Source organism: Armatimonadota bacterium (genome assembly GCA_016125185.1).
Lineage (GTDB): Bacteria > Armatimonadota > Fimbriimonadia > Fimbriimonadales > Fimbriimonadaceae > Fimbriimonas.
On sequence record WGMG01000001.1, the window covers coordinates 641,418 to 664,561 of the forward strand.

17 protein-coding genes are annotated in these 23,144 nt (G+C 58.2%); 7 read left to right on the top strand and 10 right to left on the bottom strand.

Features of this window, described 5'->3' with window-relative positions:
• Nucleotides 1-13: 13 nt before the first annotated feature.
• Complete coding sequence (locus tag GC165_02900; GenBank protein MBI1331807.1) at nucleotides 14-1,063, bottom strand: hypothetical protein; 1,050 nt, start codon at nucleotides 1,061-1,063, stop codon at nucleotides 14-16.
• Nucleotides 1,064-1,121: 58 nt separating this feature from the next.
• On the opposite strand from GC165_02900, the gene metG reads away from it, so the two are divergent.
• Nucleotides 1,122-3,056, top strand: a complete 1,935-nt coding sequence (metG, locus tag GC165_02905) for a methionine--tRNA ligase (GenBank protein MBI1331808.1) — start codon at nucleotides 1,122-1,124, stop codon at nucleotides 3,054-3,056.
• Here the strand turns inward: metG and GC165_02910 are convergent.
• From GC165_02910 to GC165_02920, 3 genes are all read right to left on the bottom strand, one after another.
• The gene (locus GC165_02910; GenBank protein ID MBI1331809.1) at nucleotides 3,053-5,275 is read right to left on the bottom strand and encodes a hypothetical protein; all 2,223 of its coding nucleotides are present in this window, start codon (nucleotides 5,273-5,275) and stop codon (nucleotides 3,053-3,055) included. The genes metG and GC165_02910 overlap by 4 nt on opposite strands.
• Before the next feature lie 62 nt (nucleotides 5,276-5,337).
• Nucleotides 5,338-7,539, bottom strand: coding sequence for a hypothetical protein (locus GC165_02915; GenBank protein MBI1331810.1), 2,202 nt, complete (start codon nucleotides 7,537-7,539; stop codon nucleotides 5,338-5,340).
• Nucleotides 7,540-7,594: 55 nt separating this feature from the next.
• Nucleotides 7,595-8,902, bottom strand: a complete 1,308-nt coding sequence (locus GC165_02920) for an MFS transporter (GenBank protein MBI1331811.1) — start codon at nucleotides 8,900-8,902, stop codon at nucleotides 7,595-7,597.
• Between the two features lie 30 nt (nucleotides 8,903-8,932).
• Here GC165_02920 and GC165_02925 point away from each other — a divergent pair, with 30 nt between their 5' ends.
• On the top strand, nucleotides 8,933-11,110 hold the full coding sequence (locus tag GC165_02925) for a family 20 glycosylhydrolase (GenBank protein ID MBI1331812.1): 2,178 nt from the start codon (nucleotides 8,933-8,935) through the stop codon (nucleotides 11,108-11,110).
• Nucleotides 11,111-11,114: 4 nt separating this feature from the next.
• On the opposite strand, the gene GC165_02930 is transcribed toward GC165_02925, so the two are convergent.
• Nucleotides 11,115-11,957, bottom strand: a complete 843-nt coding sequence (locus GC165_02930; GenBank protein ID MBI1331813.1) for a TIM barrel protein — start codon at nucleotides 11,955-11,957, stop codon at nucleotides 11,115-11,117.
• A 34-nt stretch (nucleotides 11,958-11,991) separates the two neighbouring features.
• Between GC165_02930 and GC165_02935 the strand changes: the two genes are divergently transcribed.
• The 3 genes from GC165_02935 (at nucleotide 11,992) to GC165_02945 (ending at nucleotide 16,019) form a co-directional block, all read left to right on the top strand.
• Nucleotides 11,992-13,344, top strand: a complete 1,353-nt coding sequence (locus GC165_02935; GenBank protein MBI1331814.1) for a hypothetical protein — start codon at nucleotides 11,992-11,994, stop codon at nucleotides 13,342-13,344.
• A 103-nt stretch (nucleotides 13,345-13,447) separates the two neighbouring features.
• Nucleotides 13,448-14,854: a hypothetical protein gene (locus GC165_02940; GenBank protein ID MBI1331815.1), complete on the top strand. Its 1,407-nt coding sequence runs from the start codon at nucleotides 13,448-13,450 to the stop codon at nucleotides 14,852-14,854.
• Nucleotides 14,855-14,912: 58 nt separating this feature from the next.
• Nucleotides 14,913-16,019: a DnaJ domain-containing protein gene (locus tag GC165_02945; GenBank protein MBI1331816.1), complete on the top strand. Its 1,107-nt coding sequence runs from the start codon at nucleotides 14,913-14,915 to the stop codon at nucleotides 16,017-16,019.
• Here GC165_02945 and GC165_02950 read toward each other — a convergent pair.
• The 3 genes from GC165_02950 to GC165_02960 form a co-directional block, all read right to left on the bottom strand.
• The gene (locus GC165_02950; protein MBI1331817.1) at nucleotides 16,016-16,675 is read right to left on the bottom strand and encodes a 3-oxoacid CoA-transferase subunit B; all 660 of its coding nucleotides are present in this window, start codon (nucleotides 16,673-16,675) and stop codon (nucleotides 16,016-16,018) included. The two genes, GC165_02945 and GC165_02950, sit on opposite strands and share 4 nt — an antisense overlap.
• The gene (locus tag GC165_02955) at nucleotides 16,675-17,385 is read right to left on the bottom strand and encodes a 3-oxoacid CoA-transferase subunit A (GenBank protein MBI1331818.1); all 711 of its coding nucleotides are present in this window, start codon (nucleotides 17,383-17,385) and stop codon (nucleotides 16,675-16,677) included. Before GC165_02955 ends, GC165_02950 begins: the two co-directional genes overlap by 1 nt.
• A gap of 138 nt (nucleotides 17,386-17,523) precedes the next feature.
• Nucleotides 17,524-17,853 carry a hypothetical protein gene (locus GC165_02960; GenBank protein ID MBI1331819.1) on the bottom strand — a complete coding sequence of 110 codons (330 nt, stop codon included), beginning with the start codon at nucleotides 17,851-17,853 and terminating at the stop codon, nucleotides 17,524-17,526.
• A 125-nt stretch (nucleotides 17,854-17,978) separates the two neighbouring features.
• On the opposite strand from GC165_02960, the gene mtnA reads away from it, so the two are divergent.
• Together mtnA and GC165_02970 are read left to right on the top strand one after the other, a co-directional pair.
• Nucleotides 17,979-18,941, top strand: coding sequence for an S-methyl-5-thioribose-1-phosphate isomerase (mtnA, locus tag GC165_02965; protein MBI1331820.1), 963 nt, complete (start codon nucleotides 17,979-17,981; stop codon nucleotides 18,939-18,941).
• Between the two features lie 38 nt (nucleotides 18,942-18,979).
• A complete protein-coding gene (locus tag GC165_02970; GenBank protein ID MBI1331821.1) occupies nucleotides 18,980-20,296 on the top strand; it encodes a thymidine phosphorylase in 1,317 nt (438 codons plus the stop codon).
• A gap of 41 nt (nucleotides 20,297-20,337) precedes the next feature.
• On the opposite strand, the gene GC165_02975 is transcribed toward GC165_02970, so the two are convergent.
• Entirely contained in the window at nucleotides 20,338-21,372 is a 1,035-nt protein-coding gene (locus tag GC165_02975; GenBank protein ID MBI1331822.1) for a hypothetical protein, read from the bottom strand.
• A 99-nt stretch (nucleotides 21,373-21,471) separates the two neighbouring features.
• Complete coding sequence (locus tag GC165_02980; protein MBI1331823.1) at nucleotides 21,472-23,130, bottom strand: AAA family ATPase; 1,659 nt, start codon at nucleotides 23,128-23,130, stop codon at nucleotides 21,472-21,474.
• Nucleotides 23,131-23,144 lie beyond the last annotated feature (14 nt).

Here is a 23,144-nt window from a genome sequence, read left to right on the forward strand (position 1 = left end):
GCGCGCAGTTTACTTAGTTGCCGCCGCCTGTCGTCTTAACCTGGTCGGTCGTTGGACCATTCGTCGCATCGTTGGCCGGGGTCTTGTCCGAATCTCGAGTCGGCCCAACCGACTTGGAATCCTTGTTGATGGTCGGCTTGCTCATCGACATCGGCTCGAACAAGGTGGCCTCCAGTTTGGAAACCGGAGCTTTGGTCAGATCGAGCTTGACGATCTTGGAGTACAGCGCACCATTCTTGCGCACCTCAACGATGCCCACGTGCGGGAGCTTGTCGTCACCAACCGCGCCGCCGACCGCCATGTTGAATACGCTCTTTTCGTCGGGCCGCGAGAGGTCGGGCGACTTGCTCGAAGCGGAAACAAACAGCTTAACCTTGGAATCCTTGGCCAGGATATCGGCAGTCGAGATCACGGGCGTCGGGTCATCCTTGCCGAGGGCCCGAAGCGAGCGGAATCCCACCACCACGGCCGAGCTCTCCTTCATCTCCTTTTGGCGAGCGAGGAACCATAGGCGCGGAATCGAACCTTCCTTAGGTGTCTTCAGCGGAGTATCGGTGTTGAGGAAAAAGAATCGTACGCCATCGTACACCGCTGTGGATGTGGATGACTTCTGGTCGGTGGCGAGCAGGTCGGCGTTCGGTCCGCCGATCGTCGGACCGTTGCCGTAAATCTTGTTGGCGCTAAGAGTCTTCAGAACCTTGTCCCACTCCTTGGTCGAGGGACCAAGCACCGGAACCGCAGAAATCTTTGCATCGCTGAGCGGCTTCTTGAACCATTCGGCCGCCTCAAGGGTCGCTCCAATCAGGAAAACCCGCTTTGGCGGAACGGTCAGCTTTTTCAGGCCATCGACGGCCAGACCGGCTTGCTTCGCGTCCTTAATGTCGCCGACATTGAGGAACGCATCCACGGCGACGATCTCGTTGGCGGACGGAGCGCCCATCATTGTCGAGGTTGGGGCGTAGTCGCTCCCCGCACCGCGATTGTAGGGCGAAACGCCGTCATTGGTGGTCGTGCCGCCGCATCCGGCGAGCAAAATCAAACCTAACCATGAAAGGCGTCGCATATAAACATTGTGACGTACAAATGGCCGATCTGTATCCCTCGGTAAACTAATTGGGTTCATGCCGAAAACGACGATTGTGACGGCGATACCGTACGTCAACAGCACCCCCCATATTGGCAACATTCTGACGACCTTGTCGGGCGATATCACGGCCCGCTACTTCAGGATGCGTGGCATGGACGTCTTTGCTGTTGCCGGAGCCGACGAGAACGGCCTGAAGATCAAGGAAGCCGCCGAGGCCCAAGGTCGCGATCCTCACGAGTTCGTGAAGGAGATCACCGACCGCTTTGTCGCCATCTTCGATGGCATGGGCATGCAGTTTGACGCCTTTATGCGAACTTCGCGCGAGGACCATAGGATCGCCTCACAGGCGTTGTTCAAGAAGCTCCAAGAGAACGGCTACATCTACACGGCGACCTATGAGGGCTGGTACGACGTCTCGACCGAGACGTACTACAAGGAGTCAGACTTGGTCGACGGCAAGAGCCCGGACGGCAACCCCGTGCGCTGGGTCAGCGAAGAAAACTACTTCTTCAAGCTCTCGGCGTTTGAAGACCGTCTGCTGAAGCACATCGACGAGCACCCCGATTTCATCATTCCCGAAACACGGAAAAACGAGGTGGTCAGCTTCATCCGTCAGGGTCTGTTGGACCAGTGCATCTCGCGTAAGAACAACGGCTGGGGAATTCCTGTGCCTGGCGATGAGAGCCAGGTTATTTATGTCTGGTTCGATGCGCTGATCAACTACATCACGGCGACTGGGTGGCCGAATCCGGGCTGGGAAGACAAGTGGCCGGCTTTGTGCCAATGGCTCGGCAAGGACATCCTCACCCGATTTCACGCTACGCTGTGGCCCGCAATGCTCATGGGCGCAGATCTGCCATTGCCGAAGCACGTAATCGCCCACGCCTGGATTCTGTTGGGTGGCGAGAAGATTTCGAAGTCGAAGGGCAACGTCATCACGCCGCTCGAACTCTCGAAGGAGACAAGCGAGCGAACAGGCTGTAAGCCGGAGATTGGCGTCGATGTCGTGCGGTACTACCTGACGGCGACGATGGGCTACGAAAACGACACGGTGTTCACCTACGAAGACTTTGACAAGCGCTATAACAGCGACCTCGCGAACGACTTGGGCAACGCCCTCAACCGTTCGCTCTCAATGGCGCATAAGTTCGTCGGTGGTGTCGTACCGGATGACGCACCTGAAGCAGAAGTCCTATCTGCGATCGCAGACGCCAAGGCGGCTTTCGAGAAGGCGATGGACGGCTTTCGACTCGAACGCGCGGCAGCAGCGGGCATCGAGGTCATTCGCTTTGTCAACAAGTATGTGGACACCCGAGCCCCATGGGCGCTGGCCAAAGCCAACGACCCGTCGCTCCCCAGCGTGGTGCGGTCGATGTTGCTTTGCGTCCGCGCTGCCGAGGGCTTCATGAGGCCCTACATGCCCCATGCGGCCGATGCGATCGCCGCTCAGCTTGGCCTTGCTCCGCTCACCGATTGGAGTCAAATCGGCTCGCCCGAATCGCTCCCAGGCGGCACTCAACTCGGTTCACCCGAACCAATTTTCCCGCGACTTGAAATCGCCAAAACCTCCGCTCCGGCCTCCAAACCGAAACCCGAACCCAAGCCCGAGCCTAAGAAAGAAAAAATGGAAGAAACCAACGGAAACATCATCGGCATCGAAGACTTCGCAAAGGTCCAGCTCAAAGTTGGGCGCGTCTTCGAGGCTGAGCCGGTCGAAGGGAGCGACAAGCTCCTGAAGCTCCAGGTCGTCATCGGCGAAGAGAAGCGACAGATCGTCGCTGGCATCCGCGCCAACTATACGCCGGAAGACCTGATCGGTCGCCAGGTCGTGGTCGTCTACAACCTGAAGCCGGCCAAACTGCGTGGCGTCGAGAGCCAAGGCATGCTATTGGCGGCAACCGATGAAAACGGCGGCGCAATCCTGCTCCAGCCCGACAAGGAAGCGCCAGAAGGTACCCAGGTTCGCTAGCGGAGAGCAGGCGGAATCACGGCAGGAGGCGGAACCCTCCTCGGATTGAAGCGAAACTGATCTCGGAAAGCACCACCCTCTTTGTCCGATTTGGCCATGTCGTCGAAGGCTTGCTTGACCTTCAGCTGAATCTCGCTTGGAAGGTTAGCCGCCGTGTACGTTTTGGGATCGGTGACGATTGTCTGCCCCAGGTGCCACTGGTAGCACAGCAGGGGCGAGACCATGACCTTGATCGATAGTGACCGGGCCGAGGCGATGCGGATGTTCTTGTCGTCCAGCTTGAAGTACGGATCGTAATTCTCGCCATACGTCTCAGGCTTGGTCGCCATGAACAACAACTGTCCGAGGTCCTCGGGCGTCATCGAGCGACCGTTCGCCATCGTCCCGAACTCTGTGTGCACCGGTTGTGAGCCGCAGTAAAGCGTCGGCTCGGTCTCGTCCGTGATCTTCAGGATAAATTTGCCATTGAGGCCGTCCGGCAGGGCGAAGGTCGGCTCGGCATAGATGCCTTGAAAGATCAGCTCCTCCACTTCATTGATCTGCTGTTGCTCCTTGTCGGTCATCTCGTGTTGGTAAAGGTCCTCGTCGACGTCCAGTCGCGACATGCCGAATTGGTTGTAGTAGATTGCGCGGAAGAGCTCCAGCCTGGCGCTTTCCGAGAGGCGATCAATCGTGATTCCGCTCTTCTTGGCGGCTTCCCGCTGGTCGCTTGTGAGTGCACCATAAAAGCGCAAACCGCTTTGGTCCGAGTTAAATTCGACCTCGTCCGTCTTGATCAGGCGGAGGTAGTCGTTGTAGCGACCAGTCCAATCGAACTCCCAAGGGAATCGGTCGGCGAGTTCGCCCTGCTCTTCGATGGAGAGCGGTCGCCGCACCTTGTTCAGGTACCGAAATGCGGGGCCGAGGACCTTCCGATCGACAAACTGCGCGCGGCTCACGATCGGGTCCTTGTGGGCGAGCACGAACCAGCCGTCTCCGCGTGTGATGGTGCCGTCGCCGTACTTTGCGTAACTGTCGTCGAGAAACTCTGCAGTGCGAACCGCACGCTCGTCTTCGCTCAAAACCATGGCGACGTTCGGCTCGGGGATCGCGCCCAAGTAAACATCGGGCGCAGCGATGGAGAGCGGATCGATGGTCTCCGGCTGAAGCACCATCTGAAGAAGCTGAGGACTGAGCGCCTTATTCTCGCCCCGCAACAAGCGGGGATCGACCGGCGACACGGCGTCGGCGTACTCCTTTGCGATCCCTGTCAGCTTGGTCGCCTTGCGAATCGAGTCTTCGATTTCTTGGTCGTAGGTCGTGTTGCCCGTCGCTTCAGTGTCGTCCTCGTCGAATAGGTTGTCGTCGGCGTTGAAGACCTGCTTGCCTTTCCGGTCATAGACATTCACGGTGAACGTGCTGTAGGGAAGCTGGAACGCCACCGTGACCATATAGCAGTCGCTGAGGTGCAGAGGTTCGCGGCGCTGGTTCATGTCGCCCAAGAAAACCGGGGTCCCTTGGCCCTCGCGACGGGAGCCTTGAACGGGTGTGGTTCCGGCGATGTTGGACCACAAAGTCTGCTGGTCGCATAGCTGACGCAGAAGATCGTCAGTTGCGAACGGCATCGGGTATTGGGTTTGCGTGGGGTGGTTCGAAAAGACGATGCGGGGCGTTTCGCCGGTAAGGTGCAACAGCATGTCCGGCGTCAACCGCAGTCCGATGGCTGTGGTGAGGCGGGAGGCTGGCCCCTGTAGGTCGAGCTTTACTGCTCGCGGGTCATCGAAATAATCGCCTTTGGGTGGCGCACTTTTCGAAAGCTCTTCCAGCCCGCGTTGAATCTGCCGACAAGCCGCTTCGTCGAACGGTTTCATATCGGCGTACCGCTTCTTCGAAGTCCTCAGAATCTCGTTGATGAACTCATACCGATTCTTCGTAAAGGTCTTCTTGTCCGCGTCCTTCTGTTCGTCGGTTTGGGCCAGCCACCACCCCTCGCTTCGGTGTTCCCATGTCGCATGGAGGGCTAGCGCGATCTTGGCCTTCAGGGTTTCGGGATCGACATCGTGGGCTCGCACGAGCAAGACCTCGTTGGTCAGCGTCGGGCCAATCTGAAGCGAATCCAACCCGAGCGTTTGGGCTAGCGTATTGGCGGCGTTCTCAAGTCTCACCCCTCGTAGGTCCAGGCTGACCTTGGGCACTTGACGCGTAGCGACGACGAAGCCTAAGATGAGCGGCGCGAACATGTGATCCTTCTAACCTTCACTATAAACGAATCCGAGGCGGATGTTTACGTCATTCTTACGCTTCATCGGCTTGGCGGAGGATTCGCGTGCGTCGGCCTGGGGTAGTTGCCGATCTGATCGCCGTACTGCTTGTCGTACTTCTCCGCTTCGGCATAGCCTTTCTTGATCTCGTCGAGAATGTTTTGGGGCAGGGTGTCTGCCGTATACACCTTCGGATCGGTGAACAGCGACTGCGTCAGCGTCCACTGACAGTTCAGCAAAGGGGAAATCGCTAACTTGATCGTAAGGTTTCGCTGGCTGATCAGGCGAATATTCTTTTCGTCGATTTTGTTGTAATTATCAACTTCCCATCGGTAGCGTTGGGGGAACTTGATCTTGAAGAGATATTGGCCAAGCTCGTTGGCTCCCATCGATCGACCTTCGCCGTAGTAGTATCGATCGTCTTGAGCCGGCGGGCGACCGGCGTAAAGCTTATCGGTTGAATTGTCTTTGATGGTCAGAACGAAATTGTTCAGAAGACCCTGCGGGATAGCGAATGTCTTCTCCTCGTAGATGCCTCCCCAGATCAGTTCCTGCATCTTGTAGAACTCGTTCCGCTCCTTATCCGTCATCTTGTTGACGGCTTCGTAATCGAAGTTCAGTTGAGTTTCGTAACGCTGGGAGTAGAAAAGCGCTCGGTACAGTTCCAATTTGGTGGAATCGGACATCTGCGATACGCGCAGGCCCTGGCCGGCGGCTTGCTTGCGCTGAACGTCGGACATGGATCCATAAATTCGGAGGCCGGTCCGGTTGCCGTAGTTTTCGACCTCCTTGTTACTGAGGAGGTCCAAGTAGCGTTGGTAGGCGTAGGCGTAATCTTGTTCCCACGGCAGGCTGATCGCGAGGTCGGCTTGCTCCTCCAAGTTGAGGGGCCGCTGATTCTTGTAGATATAGCGGAGGATTGGTCCGAGCCTCTTTCGGTCCGGCATCGATTTACGATTGGCGACAGGGTCGGGCTGGCGATAAATGAACCAACCATTTTCGTCAGTAATGGCCCCTAGCATTCCGTACCGAGCGTAGCGCGGGTCCTTGAACTCGGCGAAACGGGCCCCTCGCTGGTAGTCGTTCAACACCATGATGACGTTCGGCGTGTCGATGCTGGACAGGTAGACGTCGGGGGCAGAAATCGAAAGCGGATCGACCTTTTCCGGGTGAAGGATTTTTTCGAGCAAGGACGGGCTGATATCGTGTTGCTTAGCCTTTTGGCGGTCCTTCATGCTCATGGGAGAGATCAAGTTGACGTATTCGTCGGCGTCGCCGGTCAACTTGACCGCCATCTTCCTCTGCTTATCTAGTTCGTCCTGATAATTGTAGTTATCGTCGCCGTAGTCGTAAAAGCTGACGCTGGACTGGAAGGATCGGTGCCCATCGCGGTCATAGCCTGCGAATTCAATGCTCTCCTGTCCGTATTGCAGGGTCATCGTAACAGTCGCAAAGTCGGTCGTTTTATACGGGTCGCGCTTTTGGTTTAGCTCGCCCAGGGAGTAGTAGCCGTCTTCCTCGGAGTTCCCAGCCCGAGGTCCGGGCAAGGGCTGGCCCGCCGCGTAGATGGACCACTGGTTCTGGTCCTGCGCCACTTGGGACAAGAGGTCATCGACCTGGAAGGGAAACGCCTGCTGCATCGCGTTCGGGTGGTTGCAGAACACAATGCGTGGATTCTCGGGAGTCAACTGCATCCATGTCTGCGGCTTCAGGCGCATGGCGGCGCGATAGCCGAACCGACTAGCGGGGCTCTGCGAATCGATCGCCTGAATCTGACGCCAAAAACTGTTGCTGAACCGGTCAACTCGTGTCTTTGAAAGCGCCTCCAATCGCTGGACGAGGGCCTTGCAGTTCTGCTCGTCGAACGGCTTCATCTCTTGAAGCTTCTTCTGCGCCTTCTCGGTGAGCTCCTTGTAGAACTTAAAGTGTTGCTCGGCGTCGTACTTCTTTTCGGCGTCCTTCTGGTCGTCCGATTGGGTGAGACGCCAGCCTTCCTTACGGTGCTCCCAAGTTCCATTGAGGGCAAAGGCAAGCTTGTCGCGCAGGACCGAGGGTTCGATATCTTTGGCGCGCACCAGGATGACTTCGTTGATGAGAGTTGGGCCGATTTCCAGTGAATCCCAGCCAAATGTTCTGGCTAGAATTGGCGCGGCATTCTCTAGCCGAACGCCCCGGAGATCCAACGATACTTTCGGCTCCTGCCGAGTGATAAGACAAGCCCCAAAAAGAATCGACGCAATCATGTCGTTGCCCCTCTAACCTTCACTATAAACGATTCGCCGTTGATGGCGAAGGGTATTAGTCTAGTTCACCCTTTTTTAATCGAAAAAGCAATGGAAAGGCGAGCGCGCAGACCAGCGTCATTCCCGCTGGGACCGCGAAGACTGCCTGCCAGTTGATGAGCTTTTCCAAATCGCTCATGCCCGGAAGTGGTAGCCGAACCGGGAGCACTGTCGTATTCATATTCTCGATCTGGCCGCCGAGGATCGACCCAATGACGCGACCGAACCCGAAGGTGACGATGGCATACAAGGCCTGGGCCGAGGCGCGAATGTTATCGGGAGCGACTTTGGCGACGTAGATCGAACCGCCAATCAGGAAGCAAGCAATGCAAAAGCCATGAAGAAGGATTGCGATGATCGCGCCAAGAAGCGTGGGAAGGAACACGTAGATCGCGAAGCGGAGGAACCAGGCGAGGATTCCCAGATAGATCGTCCACTTGTATCCCAGCCGCTTGATGAGGAACGGCAGGGACAGCATCAGAATGACTTCCGACATCTGCGCAAACGACATGTAGAACGAAACCTTTTGTGGGAGGATGCCTAAGCCCGCTCCGCCCACGCCCTGATACGAACTGGGCAAGATACGTGACAGGGTTTCCTGGGTCGGCGACGTCAGAAAGCCCGGCGTGAACATGTAGAAGAAATCGAACTGTGTGCAGATGACGAACGCAATGATCATCAGCATCATGAAGTTCGTGTTGTTCATCAGCTTGAGCGCCGCGCCAAAGGCGAAGCGGTCGCCATCTGCCGCCGCCTTGCTCGGCGGTGTTCGCGGGATGAAGAAGCAGACGATGCCAAGGATCAGGCTGAGGACGCTCGCCATCACGAACAGGTCGCCTGGAGTCTGGAACCGGCCCGAGACTCGCCAAAACCCAAGCACCCAACCCGAAACCATCCACCCAATCGTCCCTGCCACTCGCACGTTGCCGAACTGCGTGGCTGGATCGTCGAGGTGGTGCATCACCACCGACGTGCAAAGCGCAACGGTGGGCGAAAAGAGCAAGCAATGAATGAGCAAGCAGACCAACGTGCCCGTAAAAGTGGTCTGGCGCGACATCGCGAACAGCGTCACCGCCGAAAGCAGATGAAGTGTGGCCAGCAGACGTTCGGAGTTGAAGACGCGATCCGCCAGTTGGCCGAATAACGGCGCCATGAAGATACTGCAGGCCGGCATCAGGGCGAAAAGGATGCCGAGTTGAGTGCCGTTGAAGCCGAGTCCTGCCGGAACCTGGCCTTGAAAATACGTCTGGGCTACCGGTAACCATGCTCCCCAAATCGCAAATTCTAGGAACATGAGGAGAAACAAGAGTCCAAAACGCCGCATTCGCAGTAAGTTTAGACCTACAATTCGGAAATGCTTGGCATTTTGGCGGCTCTTTGGACCCAAAACCCGGGTGTTTTGCCCCTCGTTCCCCTCCCGACCAGCGTAAAGTCCGTGGCATCGAAGCCCTTTCTGTTCGATAAGTGGACAGTAGTCACCACCGACAAAAAGATGTTCGCCGTCAGCGAGCTTCGGAGCCTAGTTCCGCAGTTCAAGTTGGCCTATTCGGCGGGCAACGCCAAGAACGTCGTCACGTTTCAGCACGACGCCAAGTTGGGTAACGAAGCCTACACCCTCCACGTTGATTTCGACCACATCCTGGTCCGATACAGTAAGCCCGCCGGAGCGCTGTACGCCATCGAAACGCTGAAGCAACTCCGGCAGGGAACATCCAACCAGTTCGCCTCGGTGGACATTCAGGACTCGCCTCGCTTCAAGTGGCGCGGCATGCACCTCGACGTCTCTCGCCATTTCTTCCCTGTGACTGTCATCAAGCGGACGCTCGACCTCATGAAGGCGGTCAAGATGAACGTGTTCCATTGGCATTTGGTCGACGACGGCGGCTGGCGACTGGAGATCAAGAAGTATCCCAAACTCACCGAGATCGGCGCATGGCGAAAGGGAACGGGCGTGCCGTGGAGTTATTCAGACATCAATCTCGCCAAGCCGGTGCCGGGCGAAGAGAGCTACGGCGGCTTCTACACCCAGGCGCAGGTCCGCGATGTGGTGAAGTACGCGGCGGACCGTGGCATCACCGTTGTGCCCGAGATCGAGATGCCGGGCCATACTCTGCCGGTGCTGGTTGCCTATCCCGAACTCGGGTGTACCGGCGCGACCAAGTATCCCGGCAACTCATGGACGACCAACGTCTACTGCGCGGGCAAAGATGCCACCTTTCAATTCATCGACAACGTGCTCGACGAGGTCATGAAGCTGTTCCCCTCGCCGTGGATTCACATCGGCGGCGACGAGGTGGATAAGAAGTGGTGGAATGCCTGTCCCGACTGTCAGGCGCGGATGAAGGCCGAGAACCTGAAGGACGCGGGTGAACTCCAAAGCTACTTCATCAAGCGGGTCGAGCAGTACATCAATTCGAAGGGCCGAAAGATGATCGGCTGGGATGAGATTCTCGAAGGCGGACTCGCGCCCAATGCAACGGTCATGTCCTGGCGCGGTATCGACGGCGGTATCGCCGCCGCCAAGTCCGGCCATGAGGTCGTCATGTCGCCGACGTCGCACTGCTACTTCGACTACAGCTACGACGCCATCTCGACTGAGCACGTCTACAACTGGGAGCCTGTACCCCCCTCGCTGGTCGGCAAGGAGCGAAACTACGTGATTGGTGGCCAGTGCAATGTCTGGACCGAATGGATTCCCACCGTTGAGCGATATGACCGCATGGTGTGGCCGCGAGCCTTTGCGACCGCCGAAGTGCTGTGGTCATCCGCGCCGAAGGATTGGGACAATTTCCAGACCCGACTCCTGCCGAACGTGCGGAATCTGGATTCGATGGGTGTCGCCTACTACCTCGAAGCGCCGAGCATTCCGTGCGCCTTCTCGTTCGACACCAAGCCAATGACGATCTATCGGAGCGACTTCAATCAACCCGTCTTCGGGAGCGGGGCGGCCAACGCCCAAGCTCGCGACTGGAAGCTAGTGTTGGCTCAGCAACTCCCGATGGATACGCCGTTCTACCTCGCCTACAAACGTGGCGATGGTACTCTGGGCGACGCTGCCGCGCTCTATCAAAGCTCGAAGGTGTATCCGCTTCCGTCCGTGATGCCGGCCAACGGCCTCTCGGTCGAAGTGATCAAGGGCAAGTACTCCAGCGTCGATGAGTTCGAGCATGCGCCGCCTCAGGCGGCCGTACCAGTGACCGATGTCGACCTGGCGAAGAAACCAAGCGGCGACCAGCCGTTTGCTCTGCGCTTTAAGGCGAGAATTCACTTTCCCGACCGCAAGTTTCGGCTGTATGTGACCAGCGACGACGGCTCGGTGGTGAAGCTGAACGGCGTTCGTGTGGTGGATAACGACGGCCTCCACGGAGCGGTGCCGAGGAGTTCTGGAATTCAGGCCGCCGACGGCTTCTACAACCTGGAAGTGCTCTTCTTTGATGCGGGTGGCGCGTCGTCGCTAAAGCTCGAATACGAGTCGGACACGGTCAAGCGCGAAGCTATCCCGACCAGTTGGTACTACCAGCCGGGATCGTAATTAGTCAGTCGGCGACGGCGAAGGCTTTTGCCATTGCCGCGCCGACCTTTTCGAGCCGGTCCTTGTCGCTCGGAAGCTCTTTCAACGTCTCATCGAACGGCTCGGCTTCCACCGGGCCCTCGTAGCCAATCTCGCGCAGCGTAGCCATGAAGGCGGGAAGGTCGATGACGCCAGTCGAACATGGCAGGCACCGTTTGTGGTCGACCAGTTCATCCAGTCCGAGGTTCGGGGGCGCGTCGTTGATGTGCACGAGCGAAATCTTGTCGGCGGGAATGGTAGCTAGGTCCGTCAGACTGCTCTCGCTGGTGTGCATGTGCCAGGCGTCCACCAGCAAACCGACGTTCGGACCAACTGTCTGCGCGAATTCGTACATCGGCATCAGGCTATAGAAGAATCCATGCGTGAACTTGTCGCGCAAGGTCTTGGGGCCGACGAACTCCAGGCCGAAGATCATGCCGTGGTCGGCCAGTAGCTGGGCGATCGGCGTTAGCCGCTGACGGTGGAATTCGGTGTTCGCTTCGGTCGTCAAATCGTTCGATCCCGGCAAAATCCAGGTCGCGCATCGGGTCACACCGACCCCTTGCATGGTTTTGATTTGAGCCTTCATCGCGCTGAACCCGGCGTCGAAGTCGTCTTGGCTGGCTCGCCAGTTGAAGGGAACTCCCCATGCCCCCGGGGCGACGACCGCGTCGAAAAGCGCTTCCTTGACTTCCTCTGCCTCCTTATCGGCGAGAAGACCGGGCGACATCGCCAAGCAGTCGAACCCTCCGACCCGGCACGCCGCCAGTCCGTCGTCGAGGTTATTGATGGCTACATGAATTGCGCCGCCATTTAGTGCACGAAGCATTCAAGATTGTTACCTTAATAGTAAGATAAATGTTATGCCCTTTCTGCCATTTGAAGCTGTGGACTCAAGTGGTAAGACTGTGCGAGGCACCCTGCAAGCCAATAGCATGCAGGACCTCGAGATGATGCTGATTCAGCGAGGGCTCCGGCTGGTTTCCTCTGGTCAGGCCGCGCCTATCCAAGCCGCTCCGCCCACTCAGCCTCGACCGATGCAGTCGGCCAGACCCATCGCCCAACCGGCCCCTGTCATTCGTCCGTCCGCGCCGCAACCGCGTCCGCAGGAGGTCGCCCGTGCCGTTCCGGCGGCGGCTCCCGCCAGTACGACCCCGCCCTCGGCGGTGGACTACCACACGCCCGAGCTTTCGGACAAGCAAATCTATTTCATCTTCAGTCAGTTCGCCAGCTTCTTTCGGTCGGGCTTCTCGGCCAGTCAGATGATCCAGCACACGACGGCTAAGGCCCCGCCCAAGATTCACGCCGTTTTTGCCCAAATGGAGCGAGAAGTGGCGGGTGGCAAGCCGCTTTCGGACGCGATGGAGCTTCGCCCTCGAACCTTCCATCCCGACATGGTGTCGATCGTCCGCGCGGGTGAGCGAAGCGGCCAACTGGGTGAGGCGTACGACGTTATCGCCGATCAGGCTCAGCGCAGTCGCGCCTTTCGCCTACCCCTCGGCTACTTCTTCGCGATGACGCCTTTTCTCATCTTCTGCGGTATCGGCGGCATCGGCATTCAGACGGCCTCGAACGCCACCATCCGACGTCAGTTTGACGCTGACGGTCAGCTTCCGCCGGTGGGAACCCTGATGCAAGAAATCCAAAAGCAGATGTCGCACAGCATCCTCGCCGGGCTTCTCATTGCGCTGGCCTTCGTTGCGACGGTCGTTTTCCTGAAGAAGTATCCGTTCCGCATGTTCCGCCACCGGTTCGGTCTCATGATGCCCATCGGCTACTCGCGAGCCAAATCCGAAGCGATCGAGCGTTTTTCGTGGAGTATGGGCGCGATGCTGAAGGGTGGTGCGTCGCCGTCTTCCTCCGTCCAAATTGCTGCGGGAAGCATTCCCAACCTTGCCCTGCGCCAGAAAGCCTTGGATGCGCTTGGATCGACGCGGGAAAACGAATCGCTCGCCACGGTGCTTCAACGGACGGGCCTACTGAGCCCCGAGTATGTGAACATCGCTCAAAACGGCGAGTTGGTGGGCGATACCCCTGGAGCCCTGGCGAGCATCGAACGGGCCGAGGCCGCCTCGGCCGAAACCAAGACCGGCGGTCTGAAGATCGTCATCATGGCCACTACGACGCTGGCGATGGCCGCCTTTGTCGCCATCATGGTGGTCATCCTATACAAAATGTACGCCACCGGCATCATCAAGCTGATGATGGAGCAGTAGCCAAGCGGGAAAATCCGCTTTGAGAACGCTGAACCCACCACCGAATTCACACGCTTTTCATTTTGCTACTGGATTCGGAAGATAACCCCATAATATAACTAGTATGCCGACGTTCCAATATCAGGCCCTGAATCCCGAGGGTGAGGCCATTAGTGGCATCGTCTTTGGGACGAGTCTCGATAACGCGATGGGCGATCTGTTGAAGCGCGGACTCAATATCCAGTCCATCGGCGTCGCGACTGCGCTCGGCGACCCGCTTGCCAACCAGCCCGTCTACCGGCCAGACTCGTCTGCTGCCGTCGTGTCCGATCCCGTTGAATCTCCGACCGAGTACGGCAATGAATACATCATCGATGGTCGCGGTGGAAAGATCGACGCCTCCGTTTCGGTCACGAAGTCCGTCGCGGAAGGCATCGAAAGCTATTCAGGACATGAAGGGGCCAAGAAAGGTCCTCCCACCCACCAGCGTAACTACGTCGCCACCAGCGTCGTCGGCCCAATCGCCGGCAAGGTTTCGCTCGCCAATCTCGCATTCTTCTTCAACCAGCTCGGCACCATGATGAAGGCCGGTGTGCCAATGGTCCAGAGTCTGGACACGCTGTCCAATCAAGCCCGCGACCCACGCTTCAAGCACGTCATCAAGGAAATGGTCGGCCACGTCGAGGCCGGACGCCCGATGACGGCCGGCATGCAACGCTACCCGGAAATCTTCTCCCCGGTCATGCTCAGCATTATCCGCACCGGCGAAGAAGGTGGCTTCCTGGATGAAGCGCTCTTCACCGTCGCTAAGTACACCGAAGACGAGATTGAGCTTCGCAACCTCTATCGCCGAGTCACCATCTACCCGAAACTCCTTATCATCGCCTCGATCATCATCATCGTCGGCGCAAACGCGGTCATCCATTTTCTCGCGCCCGGCGCAAAGGGCCTCTCGTCGCCGCTGACCAACATCTCGACGTGGTACATCCTCACGCCGATCATCATTGGTCTGTTCTTGTTCTTCCGCGTCGGCCTTGCCAACTTCGGCATCAAGTACATGTGGGACATGTTCATCAGTTTGGTCCCGTTCCTAGGCAAGACCATTCGCCAGATGGCGATGGCCAAGTTCGGTCGGGCGTTTGGCGCGTTGTACAAGGCCGGTGTACCGCTACCGCGGGTGGTTAAACTCGCCGCCGACTCGTGCGGAAACGAATATTTACGCTCCAAGCTCTACCCCGCCTCAAACGTTTTGGAGGGTGGCGCGGGGATTACCGAAACACTCGCTTCGACCGGTGCGCTGTCGCCTATTGTCGTCGACATGCTGAGCACGGGCGAACGGACCGGCAACCTGGACCACATGCTCAACAAGATGTCCGACTATTACCACGACGAGGCCAAAACTCGGTCCGTGCAGTTGGGACAATTCGTCGGTGTGGTGGTGCTCCTGATGGCCGCCATCTACATCGCCTACGTCATCATCACGTTCTACCAGAGCTACGGAAGTCAGGTGACGAACCAGATCAATCAGTAATTCCTTCCGCCTAAGCGGTGAAAATTACTAGGTTCTTGGCCAAAAATAGTATTGGGTCATGGCGCAGGATCATTATCGAACGCTGGGAGTGAGTCGGAATGCAACGGCGGCCGAAATCAAATCGGCGTACCGGAAGATCGCGCTTGCCCACCACCCCGACCGTTCGCAGACTCTGCAGTCGTCGGAAATCTTCCTCAAAGCCACTGAGGCGTACGAGGTCCTGGGCGATCCCGACCGGCGCAAACAGTACGACGTCTTCGCCGATGCCGAGCGCCGTCGTCCAACCCAGACGCCGCCCACTCAGACGCAAACCCAGCCGAAGCCTCAGCCCAAACCGCAGTCGCGTTCGGAGGCGAAGGTCTCGACCATCGCGGCCGACGTCACCAAGCTGACTCTGATTTTTACGCGAGGTCAGTACAACGAGTCGGAGAAGCTGGCCCGCCAGATTTTGCAGAAGGACGGCAAACAGCCGATCCCGTACGCTGTACTGGGCGACATCGCTCGCGCCAAGGGCAACCTGGATGAAGCCGCCAAAATGTATGCCTACGCGGCTCAGATGGACCCGCGAAACCCCATTTACCAACAGCGTCACGAAGAGCTGATCCGAACTCATAAGCCGGGCAGAAGTGTCGGTGACGCCGCCACCAAGGCCAGCCAAAAGTCGGTGATGACCGCCATCGTCGGCGTGCTGCTGGTTCTCAGTTCGGCCCTGTACGTCATGCTCGCCAACGAGCCCGCCATTGCGCCGGGTATCAGCCTGGTCAGCACTTGGACCCTCGGCCTGGCCATCATGCTGTTCCTCAGCGGCGTCAGCGCTGGAGCCGTGCTTTGCGCCGGCAACTACATCGACCGCTTCAACGCCTCGACCGTCACGGCAACCGGCAAGGTTTCGTCGCCGATCGTGACCCTCACCACGGTTGCCATCGTGAACTTCTGGGCCGCCGCCGCCCTCTACGGAGCCGTCTGCATCGCCCAACGGGGCTATACCTACAGCCATCTGCGATTCGTGGTTGCCATCGCCGTCACGACGCTAGTGATGGTTGGCGCGTCCGCCCTCTCCGTGGCTCGATTCGAGCCCGGCCAAGTCCTGCTCTGGGGCGGAAATATCACCTATCTAGGGGGAATCTGCGGCTGGATGGTCGCAGATTCCTTTAAGCGAATTTAGACGCTGACCGTCTTCAGGTCGGGCGAGACCGAGAACTTCGCCGCCGTCTTCGCCGTCACTTCCTCGACCGTCACATCTGGTCCCAACTCGATCAGAGTCAAGCCCTTTCCGCGCGATACTTCGAAAACTGCGAGGTCGGTGATGATGAGGTCCAGGCATTGTTTGCCCGTCAGCGGCAGAGTGCATTCGGGCAGAATTTTCGACTCGCCCGCCTTGTTGGTGTGCTCCATGACCACGACCACGCGCTTGACGCCCGCGACCAGGTCCATTGCGCCGCCCATGCCCTTCACCATCTTGCCCGGAATCATCCAATTGGCCAGATCGCCCTTCTCGCTGACCTCCATTGCGCCGAGGATCGAAAGGTCGATGTGCCCGCCGCGAATCATCGCAAACGAGTCCGCGCTGGAGAAGAACGACGACCCGCCAATCTCGGTAACCGTCTGCTTGCCTGCGTTGATGAGGTCGGCGTCTTCTTCGCCCTCAAACGGAAACGGGCCGAGACCCAACATACCGTTCTCGGACTGAAGCGTTACATCCATCCCCTCAGGAATATAGTTTGCCACCAGAGTCGGAATGCCGATGCCGAGGTTCACATAGAAACCGTCTTGCAGTTCCTGCGCCGCCCGCTGGGCAAGCTGATCTCGCGTAAGAGGCATCAGTTCACCTCCGCCTTCGGACGGGTTGTCCGACGTTCGATGCGCTTCTCATAGTTCGTGCCCTGAATGATCCGGCTGACGTAGATCGCGGGAGTATGAATCTGGTCCGGGTCGAGTTCGCCGACCTCCACCAACTCCTCGACTTCGGCGATGCAGACCTTGCCCGCCGTCGCCATCATGGGGTTAAAGTTTCGCGCGGTCTTGCGGAAGATGAGATTGCCCGCCTTGTCGCCCTTCCACGCCTTGACGATGCTGAGGTCGGCGACCAGCCCGCTCTCCATCACGTACATCTCGCCGTTAAACTCGCGTGTCTCTTTGCCCTCGGCGACCAGCGTTCCGTAGCCGGTCTTGGTGAAGAACGCGGGGATGCCCGCTCCACCCGCGCGGATGCGCTCGGCCAGGGTCCCTTGAGGGTTGAATTCCAGTTCCAACTCACCGCTGAGGAACTGCCGTTCGAACTCGGCGTTCTCGCCCACGTAGCTCGAAACCATCTTTTTGATTTGCTTCGTCTGCAGGAGGATGCCCAGCCCGAAGTCGTCGACTCCGCAGTTGTTGCTGATGACCGTGATGCCCTGAACACCGGAATCACGAAGCGCGAGGATCAGGTTTTCCGGGATGCCGCAAAGGCCGAACCCGCCCGACATGATGGTCATGCCGTCGAAGACCAGTCCTTCCAATGCTGACGTTGCATTAGAGAAAACTTTGTTCATTTCTGCCTTCGATTCTACTATCAGAACCGTCTTAAAAGAAAAAAGGGAGTCCGGGGAGACTCCCAATCTATTTCAAGGATAAGGCCCTCTGTCGGGGGCCACTTACTCTGACGAACCCTCAGAAGCATTGTTCGACCCCTAGGACTTTTGGGCTTTGGCTCCGGCCAGTATCGACTCTAGCTTGTTCGTGATTTCGCTGTTGGTCGCCACTCGGTCGACCTTGATTTCGCGTCCGAGCTCCAGCAATTCTTTCTCCTTGTGCCCTGCGTGGGCGACGGTGTAAATTCCCTTGGCGGAGAGTTGAGCGACAATACCTGCGACGTTCGGGTCGCTGAGATTAACGATGGCGGCGTCCGCGTCGCCGTCCGGCACTTTGGCGGTGACGATGCCTTCATGGCCGAAGCCCTTCACAGAGTTGAGGAATCGAGACGACCACATCAAGTTCGATTCGAAAATCCAAATGGTCACAGTTATAGTTTAGCGTTTTCAGGAATAGTCTCCCCTCTTTGCACTTGCACTTGCACTTGCACTTGCACTACGCACTCGGCTCTCGCCCTTGCCCTCGCCCTGAAACGAGGTACCTTGAAGACGTGTTGACTCCCCTGCGATGGACCGACGGACACCTGGAAATGCTCGACCAGCGAATCCTGCCGAACAAGGTCGAGTGGATCTCCTACGACCACGCCGCTGACGTCGCCGAGGGGATTCGCGAGATGGTGGTGCGTGGCGCCCCCGCCATCGGAATCGCCGCCGCTTATGGCATGGCGCTCGCCGCCAAGAATGGGGCAGACCTTTCGGAGGCTGACAAAGTCCTCCGCGCCTCGCGTCCGACGGCCGTGAACCTGTTTTGGGCATTGGATCGCATCAATCGCCTTCCTAACCACGACTTCGAAACCATCCTGAACGAAGCGAAGAAGATCGAGCAGGAAGACCTCGCGATGAACCTCGCTATCGGCCACAACGGAGCCGAACTGATCGGCAAGGATTGGAACATCATGACGATCTGTAATACCGGCGCATTGGCAACTGCCGGACACGGCACAGCCCTTGGCGTCATCCGAAGCGCGCATCAGGAGGGCAAGAACATCCATGTGTGGACGTGCGAGACGCGCCCTCGTCAGCAGGGCCTACGCCTAACGACCTTCGAACTCCTGCACGACAGTATCCCCTTCCATGCCATCAGCGAGGGCATGGCCGCCTCGCTGATGCGAGCCGGAAAGGTCGATTGCGTCATTGCCGGGGCCGACCGCATCGCTGCCAACGGCGACACCGCCAACAAGATCGGGACCTTCATGCTGGCGATCCTCGCCCACCACCATCACATTCCGTTCTATATTGCGGCTCCAAGTTCCACCTTTGATCCCTCGCTGGCCAACGGAGACGAAATTCCGATCGAGGAGCGAAGTTCACAGGAATTGACCCACATCGAAGGTGTGCAAGTCGCGCCAGCCAATACACCAACCTATAATCCGGGCTTCGACGTGACGCCCGCCGAACTCATCACCGCTGTCATCACCGAGGCCGGGGTCTTTCGACCGCCCTATCGCTTCACCTAGGGTACAACCAGATTCGGCCCAGCGCCGTATAGAGAACGATGGATTTTCGCACGATCATTGCCAAGCGCCGCGAGGGAATGGTGCATTCGAAGGAGGAACTAGTCTTCCTCGCCAATGGCGCGGCCAAGAGCGAAATTCCCGACTATCAGCTTTCGGCGTGGCTCATGGCCGCCTATCTGAAGCCGCTCACCGACCAGGAAACCGCCGATCTCACCATCGCGATGGCCGATACGGGCGACCGGTTGGACCTCACCGGCGTACCCAAGCCGTGGGTCGATAAGCACAGCACCGGTGGCGTCGGCGACAAGACCACCATGGTGCTCGGCCCCCTGTTGGCGGCTTGTGGCCTGAGCGTGGTCAAGATGAGTGGGCGCGGCCTGGGGATTACCGGCGGCACCATCGACAAGCTTCACGCCATCCCCGGATTCTCCTCCGATCTCACTCCCAAGAAGATGATCTCGCAGGCGAAGAAGATCGGTATTGCGCTGGCCGGTCAATCGGCTGAACTCGCTCCTGCCGACAAGACGCTTTACGCCCTTCGCGACGTAACCGAAACGGTGTCGTCTCTCCCGCTCATCGTGAGCTCGATCCTCTCCAAAAAGATCGCGGGTGGAGCCGAAACCGTCATTCTCGACGTCAAATGCGGATCGGGATCGTTCAACCCAACCCGGGAGCACGCCGAAAAGCTGGCCGATGCTCTGGTGACGGTGGGCAAGCAGGCAGGACTGAAAGTTTACGCCGCCATTTCCGACATGGATCAGCCCCTCGGTTCGGCGGTCGGAAACGCGTTGGAAGTGAAGGAGGCCATTGAGGTTCTGTCCAAGCCGGAAGAAGAACTGTCGGGAAACACACGACGCTTCCGCGAGCTATGCCGCTACTATGGGGCGATCGCTTTGCGCGTCAGTGGTTTGGCCACCAGCGCTGGCGACGCCTTGGCTCGGGTTGAGGACACGCTTCAAAGCGGCCGCGCGCTCGATAAGGCGAACCAGTGGATCAAGGCGCAAGGCGCAACCGTTGATTTTTCCGAGACCTCCTGGCTGGTTCAGGCACCGATTCAGGTGGATTATTCATCGAAGCAAGCCGGATGCGTCGGCCGGGTTGACGCCCGAACGATCGGCGAAATCGCTCTCGATCTCGGGGCCGGACGTAAAACAAAGGATGATGAAATCGACCTTGCCGCCGGTCTGGAGATTCATGTGAAGGTCGGCGATCTCATCGGCGAAGGCCATCGTTTGGCCACTGTCCACGCGGCGACGCAAGAACTCGCTGACGCCGCCCTCGTGCGACTGTCAACCGCGATTCAGATTCAAACGGCTCCGATTCCGCCCCGCCCGATCCTCATCCGTCCGGCATGAGAAAGCCCTCCCGCCAGAGCCGGAAGGGCTAATTCATCGCTTTAGAGTGGGTTCGCGTCGATGATCGAGTCGCGGTCGAATCGCACGCCAAGGAGCGTTCCTGTGTTCAGGGTCACTTCGTTAGGCAGGCCTCGATCTGGGACGGCCTGATCGACGTCGTCCATCGAAACCGAGTTTCCATACGAGACGAGCGGAACCAGCATTCCCGAGTCTGAGTAGTTGACGCCGACGTACTTCAGATCCTGCTTTGTAAGTGCGCTGGACGTCGCCGCCCATCGGCCATCTTCACCCGTCGTGATGTCCGCATCCGCGTCAATCGGTGTGGCGGAAATAGCGATCTTTCGTCCATCCTTGAGCACTAGCTCGTCGTACGTGATGCCGAGGATTCCTGGCACGCCATCGCGCATCGGTTGAACGAAAGAAACGTGACCTCGTAAGGTGGCTCCGTCGGAGAAACCGTAGAAGTCCGAAGTTCCGTCGGTGATGACCGTGGCCGTAAACGGTTGTCCAACGTACGAGTTCAGGGAGCTAAGCTGGTCATCCAGTTCAGCCTTAATGGCCGAGCCGGTTGGTTGCTCCCACATCATCTCCGGCGAAGGAGGCGTCGGGTTGTCGTTGGTTGAGTTAGAGACTGTCGGGGTCGAGTCAGTCATTAGTACGTTGACCACGTTGAGGTCGCCGTCATATTGGATATCCGCCCCGAGGGAGTCTGCCAAGAATCGAATCGGAACCATTGTGCGGCCATCTTGAATGTGAACAGGTCCGTCGATGGATTCTTCCATACCGTTTACCGTGGCTTCTTCCGTGGGGACCTGAATCTCGAGGTTCGTATCGCCCTTTTGGGCGGTGACGGTTTTGTCGACGGAATTCCAGCCAACGTCTCCTCCCGCCTGCTCGATGACGTCGCGGATGGGAACCATGATCTGATCACCCATCATGTGGGGCTTTGCGTCAGTAAATTGCACAAGTTGTCCGTCGATACGGATCGTAATTGGGTCGGCTTGGCTGATTGCGGCAAACGCGGAGATTGCAGCTAAGCCAAGGATTCTTCCGCTGAATGTGTAGACTTTCTTCATGGGAGTCTTCCTCTAAGGCAGAGTGCCTTACCTATTCGGACTCCCTAATTTGGCCAAGGTGTATGGGCTTGGGCCAAAGACCCATGCCCCCACCAACGATCAAACGATCGACTTTTCGAAGTAGCTTCGACCCTTGTTCCGACCAATTGGACGAACGCTCACCACATTCTCCGGCGACAGGTCGAGCAACTGAAGCCAGTCCTCCATCGCGTCGCTCTTCGGGAAGATTTCGTTCTCCTTAAACTCTTGGTCCAAGGCATCCACCAAATCCTCCAGTGTGATGCCGGTCTCGACCTTCGGATTCGCCAGCGTGCGCCGAATCGCCGTTTCCTTGGCCCGGTCCACGATGCTCTCCAGGATCGCGCCAGAAACCAGATCGCCCCGATACAGCGTGTCGGTCTTGCCGCTTCGCAGATTGATCTCCAAGAACTCGTTCGAAGCCTTCTTGGACCAAAGCGCATCCAGCACGCCCTCCACGATCTCGCGCTGAGCGCACACCGTCTCGCCGTCGTGCTTGGCCACGATTTCGGGATCGAGCGGGAGCGAAGGCGACAGGTAGATGTTGAGAATCTGCCGCGAGGCGTCCTTGTCCGGGCGCACAACCTTCACCTTTCGGTCGATTCGACCCGGTCGCAACACGGCCGGATCGATGTAGTCCGGTCGGTTCGAGGTCAGCATCAAAACCACGTTCTCAAGCGACTCCAGGCCGTCCAACTCGGCGCAGAACTGCGGCACGACGGTGTTGCTCATGCTGAAGTACCGCCCGCTGGAGCGGGTTCGCAACAACGATTCGGCCTCATCCATGAAGATGAACACGAGGTAGCCGTCCTTCGCCTTCTCGCGGGCGGTGCGGAAGATTTCGCGCACCATGCGCTCGGTCTCGCCCACCCACATGTTCAGAATCTTCGGGCCCGAAATCGCCATGAAGTACTCCTTCACTTCGCGTCCCTCGCGCTCGCTGTACTCCTTGGCCAACGTATGCGCGGTGGCCTTGCCCAACAGAGTCTTTCCGCAGCCTGGAGGACCGTACAGCAGGATTCCTTTGACCGTCTTCTTGCCGTATTTTTCGTAAATCTCGGGGTGCAGAAGCGGGTGCTCGATAGTCTCTTGGATCAGCCGAATTGCCTCCGGCTGGCCGCCGACTTTGTCCCACGTAATATCGGGGACCTTCTCCATGAAGAGGTCTCGGTTCTCGATGCGCACAAAGTGCTCCACCGCCACCCGACCGGTCGCGTCGAGGCGAACCTCGTCGCCCGCGTGAACCTTGGCTTCCTTTAGCTCTTCGCTCAGGAAGATCAGTCGTTGGTCGAGGCCGGGCGAATCGCCGCCGATGCGCAGACGACCATCGTCTAGGACCTGGGCGACGCGCACGATCGAGCCCTGCTCGGTCATCGGTGCCAGTCCAACGATGGCGTAGGCTTCATTCAATCGAACTCGGGCACCGAGCACGAGTGCGTCCTCGGGGACGGCAGGGTCATAAGTGACGATGTACTCAGAATCGCCGAGCAAAATCAGGGGTAGTTGGCCGTTGTCGGTCTCGGTCCATTTCAGGAACACACCGATGCGGTTGGCCGGTTGGGTCAGCTTCTCATAAGCCTCCCGATATTGGGATAGCTCTTCGTTTTTCCGTTCCGTTTCGCGGTCCTCAGCTTCGAGGGTTTCTCGCAATGCGCCGACGTACGTTCGCAGGCGGGTGTTGTCGGCAGGAACCTGTTGCTCGATCAGGTCGAGCATCTCCAGGGACTCACGCGGGGGCATGTCTCATACTACGC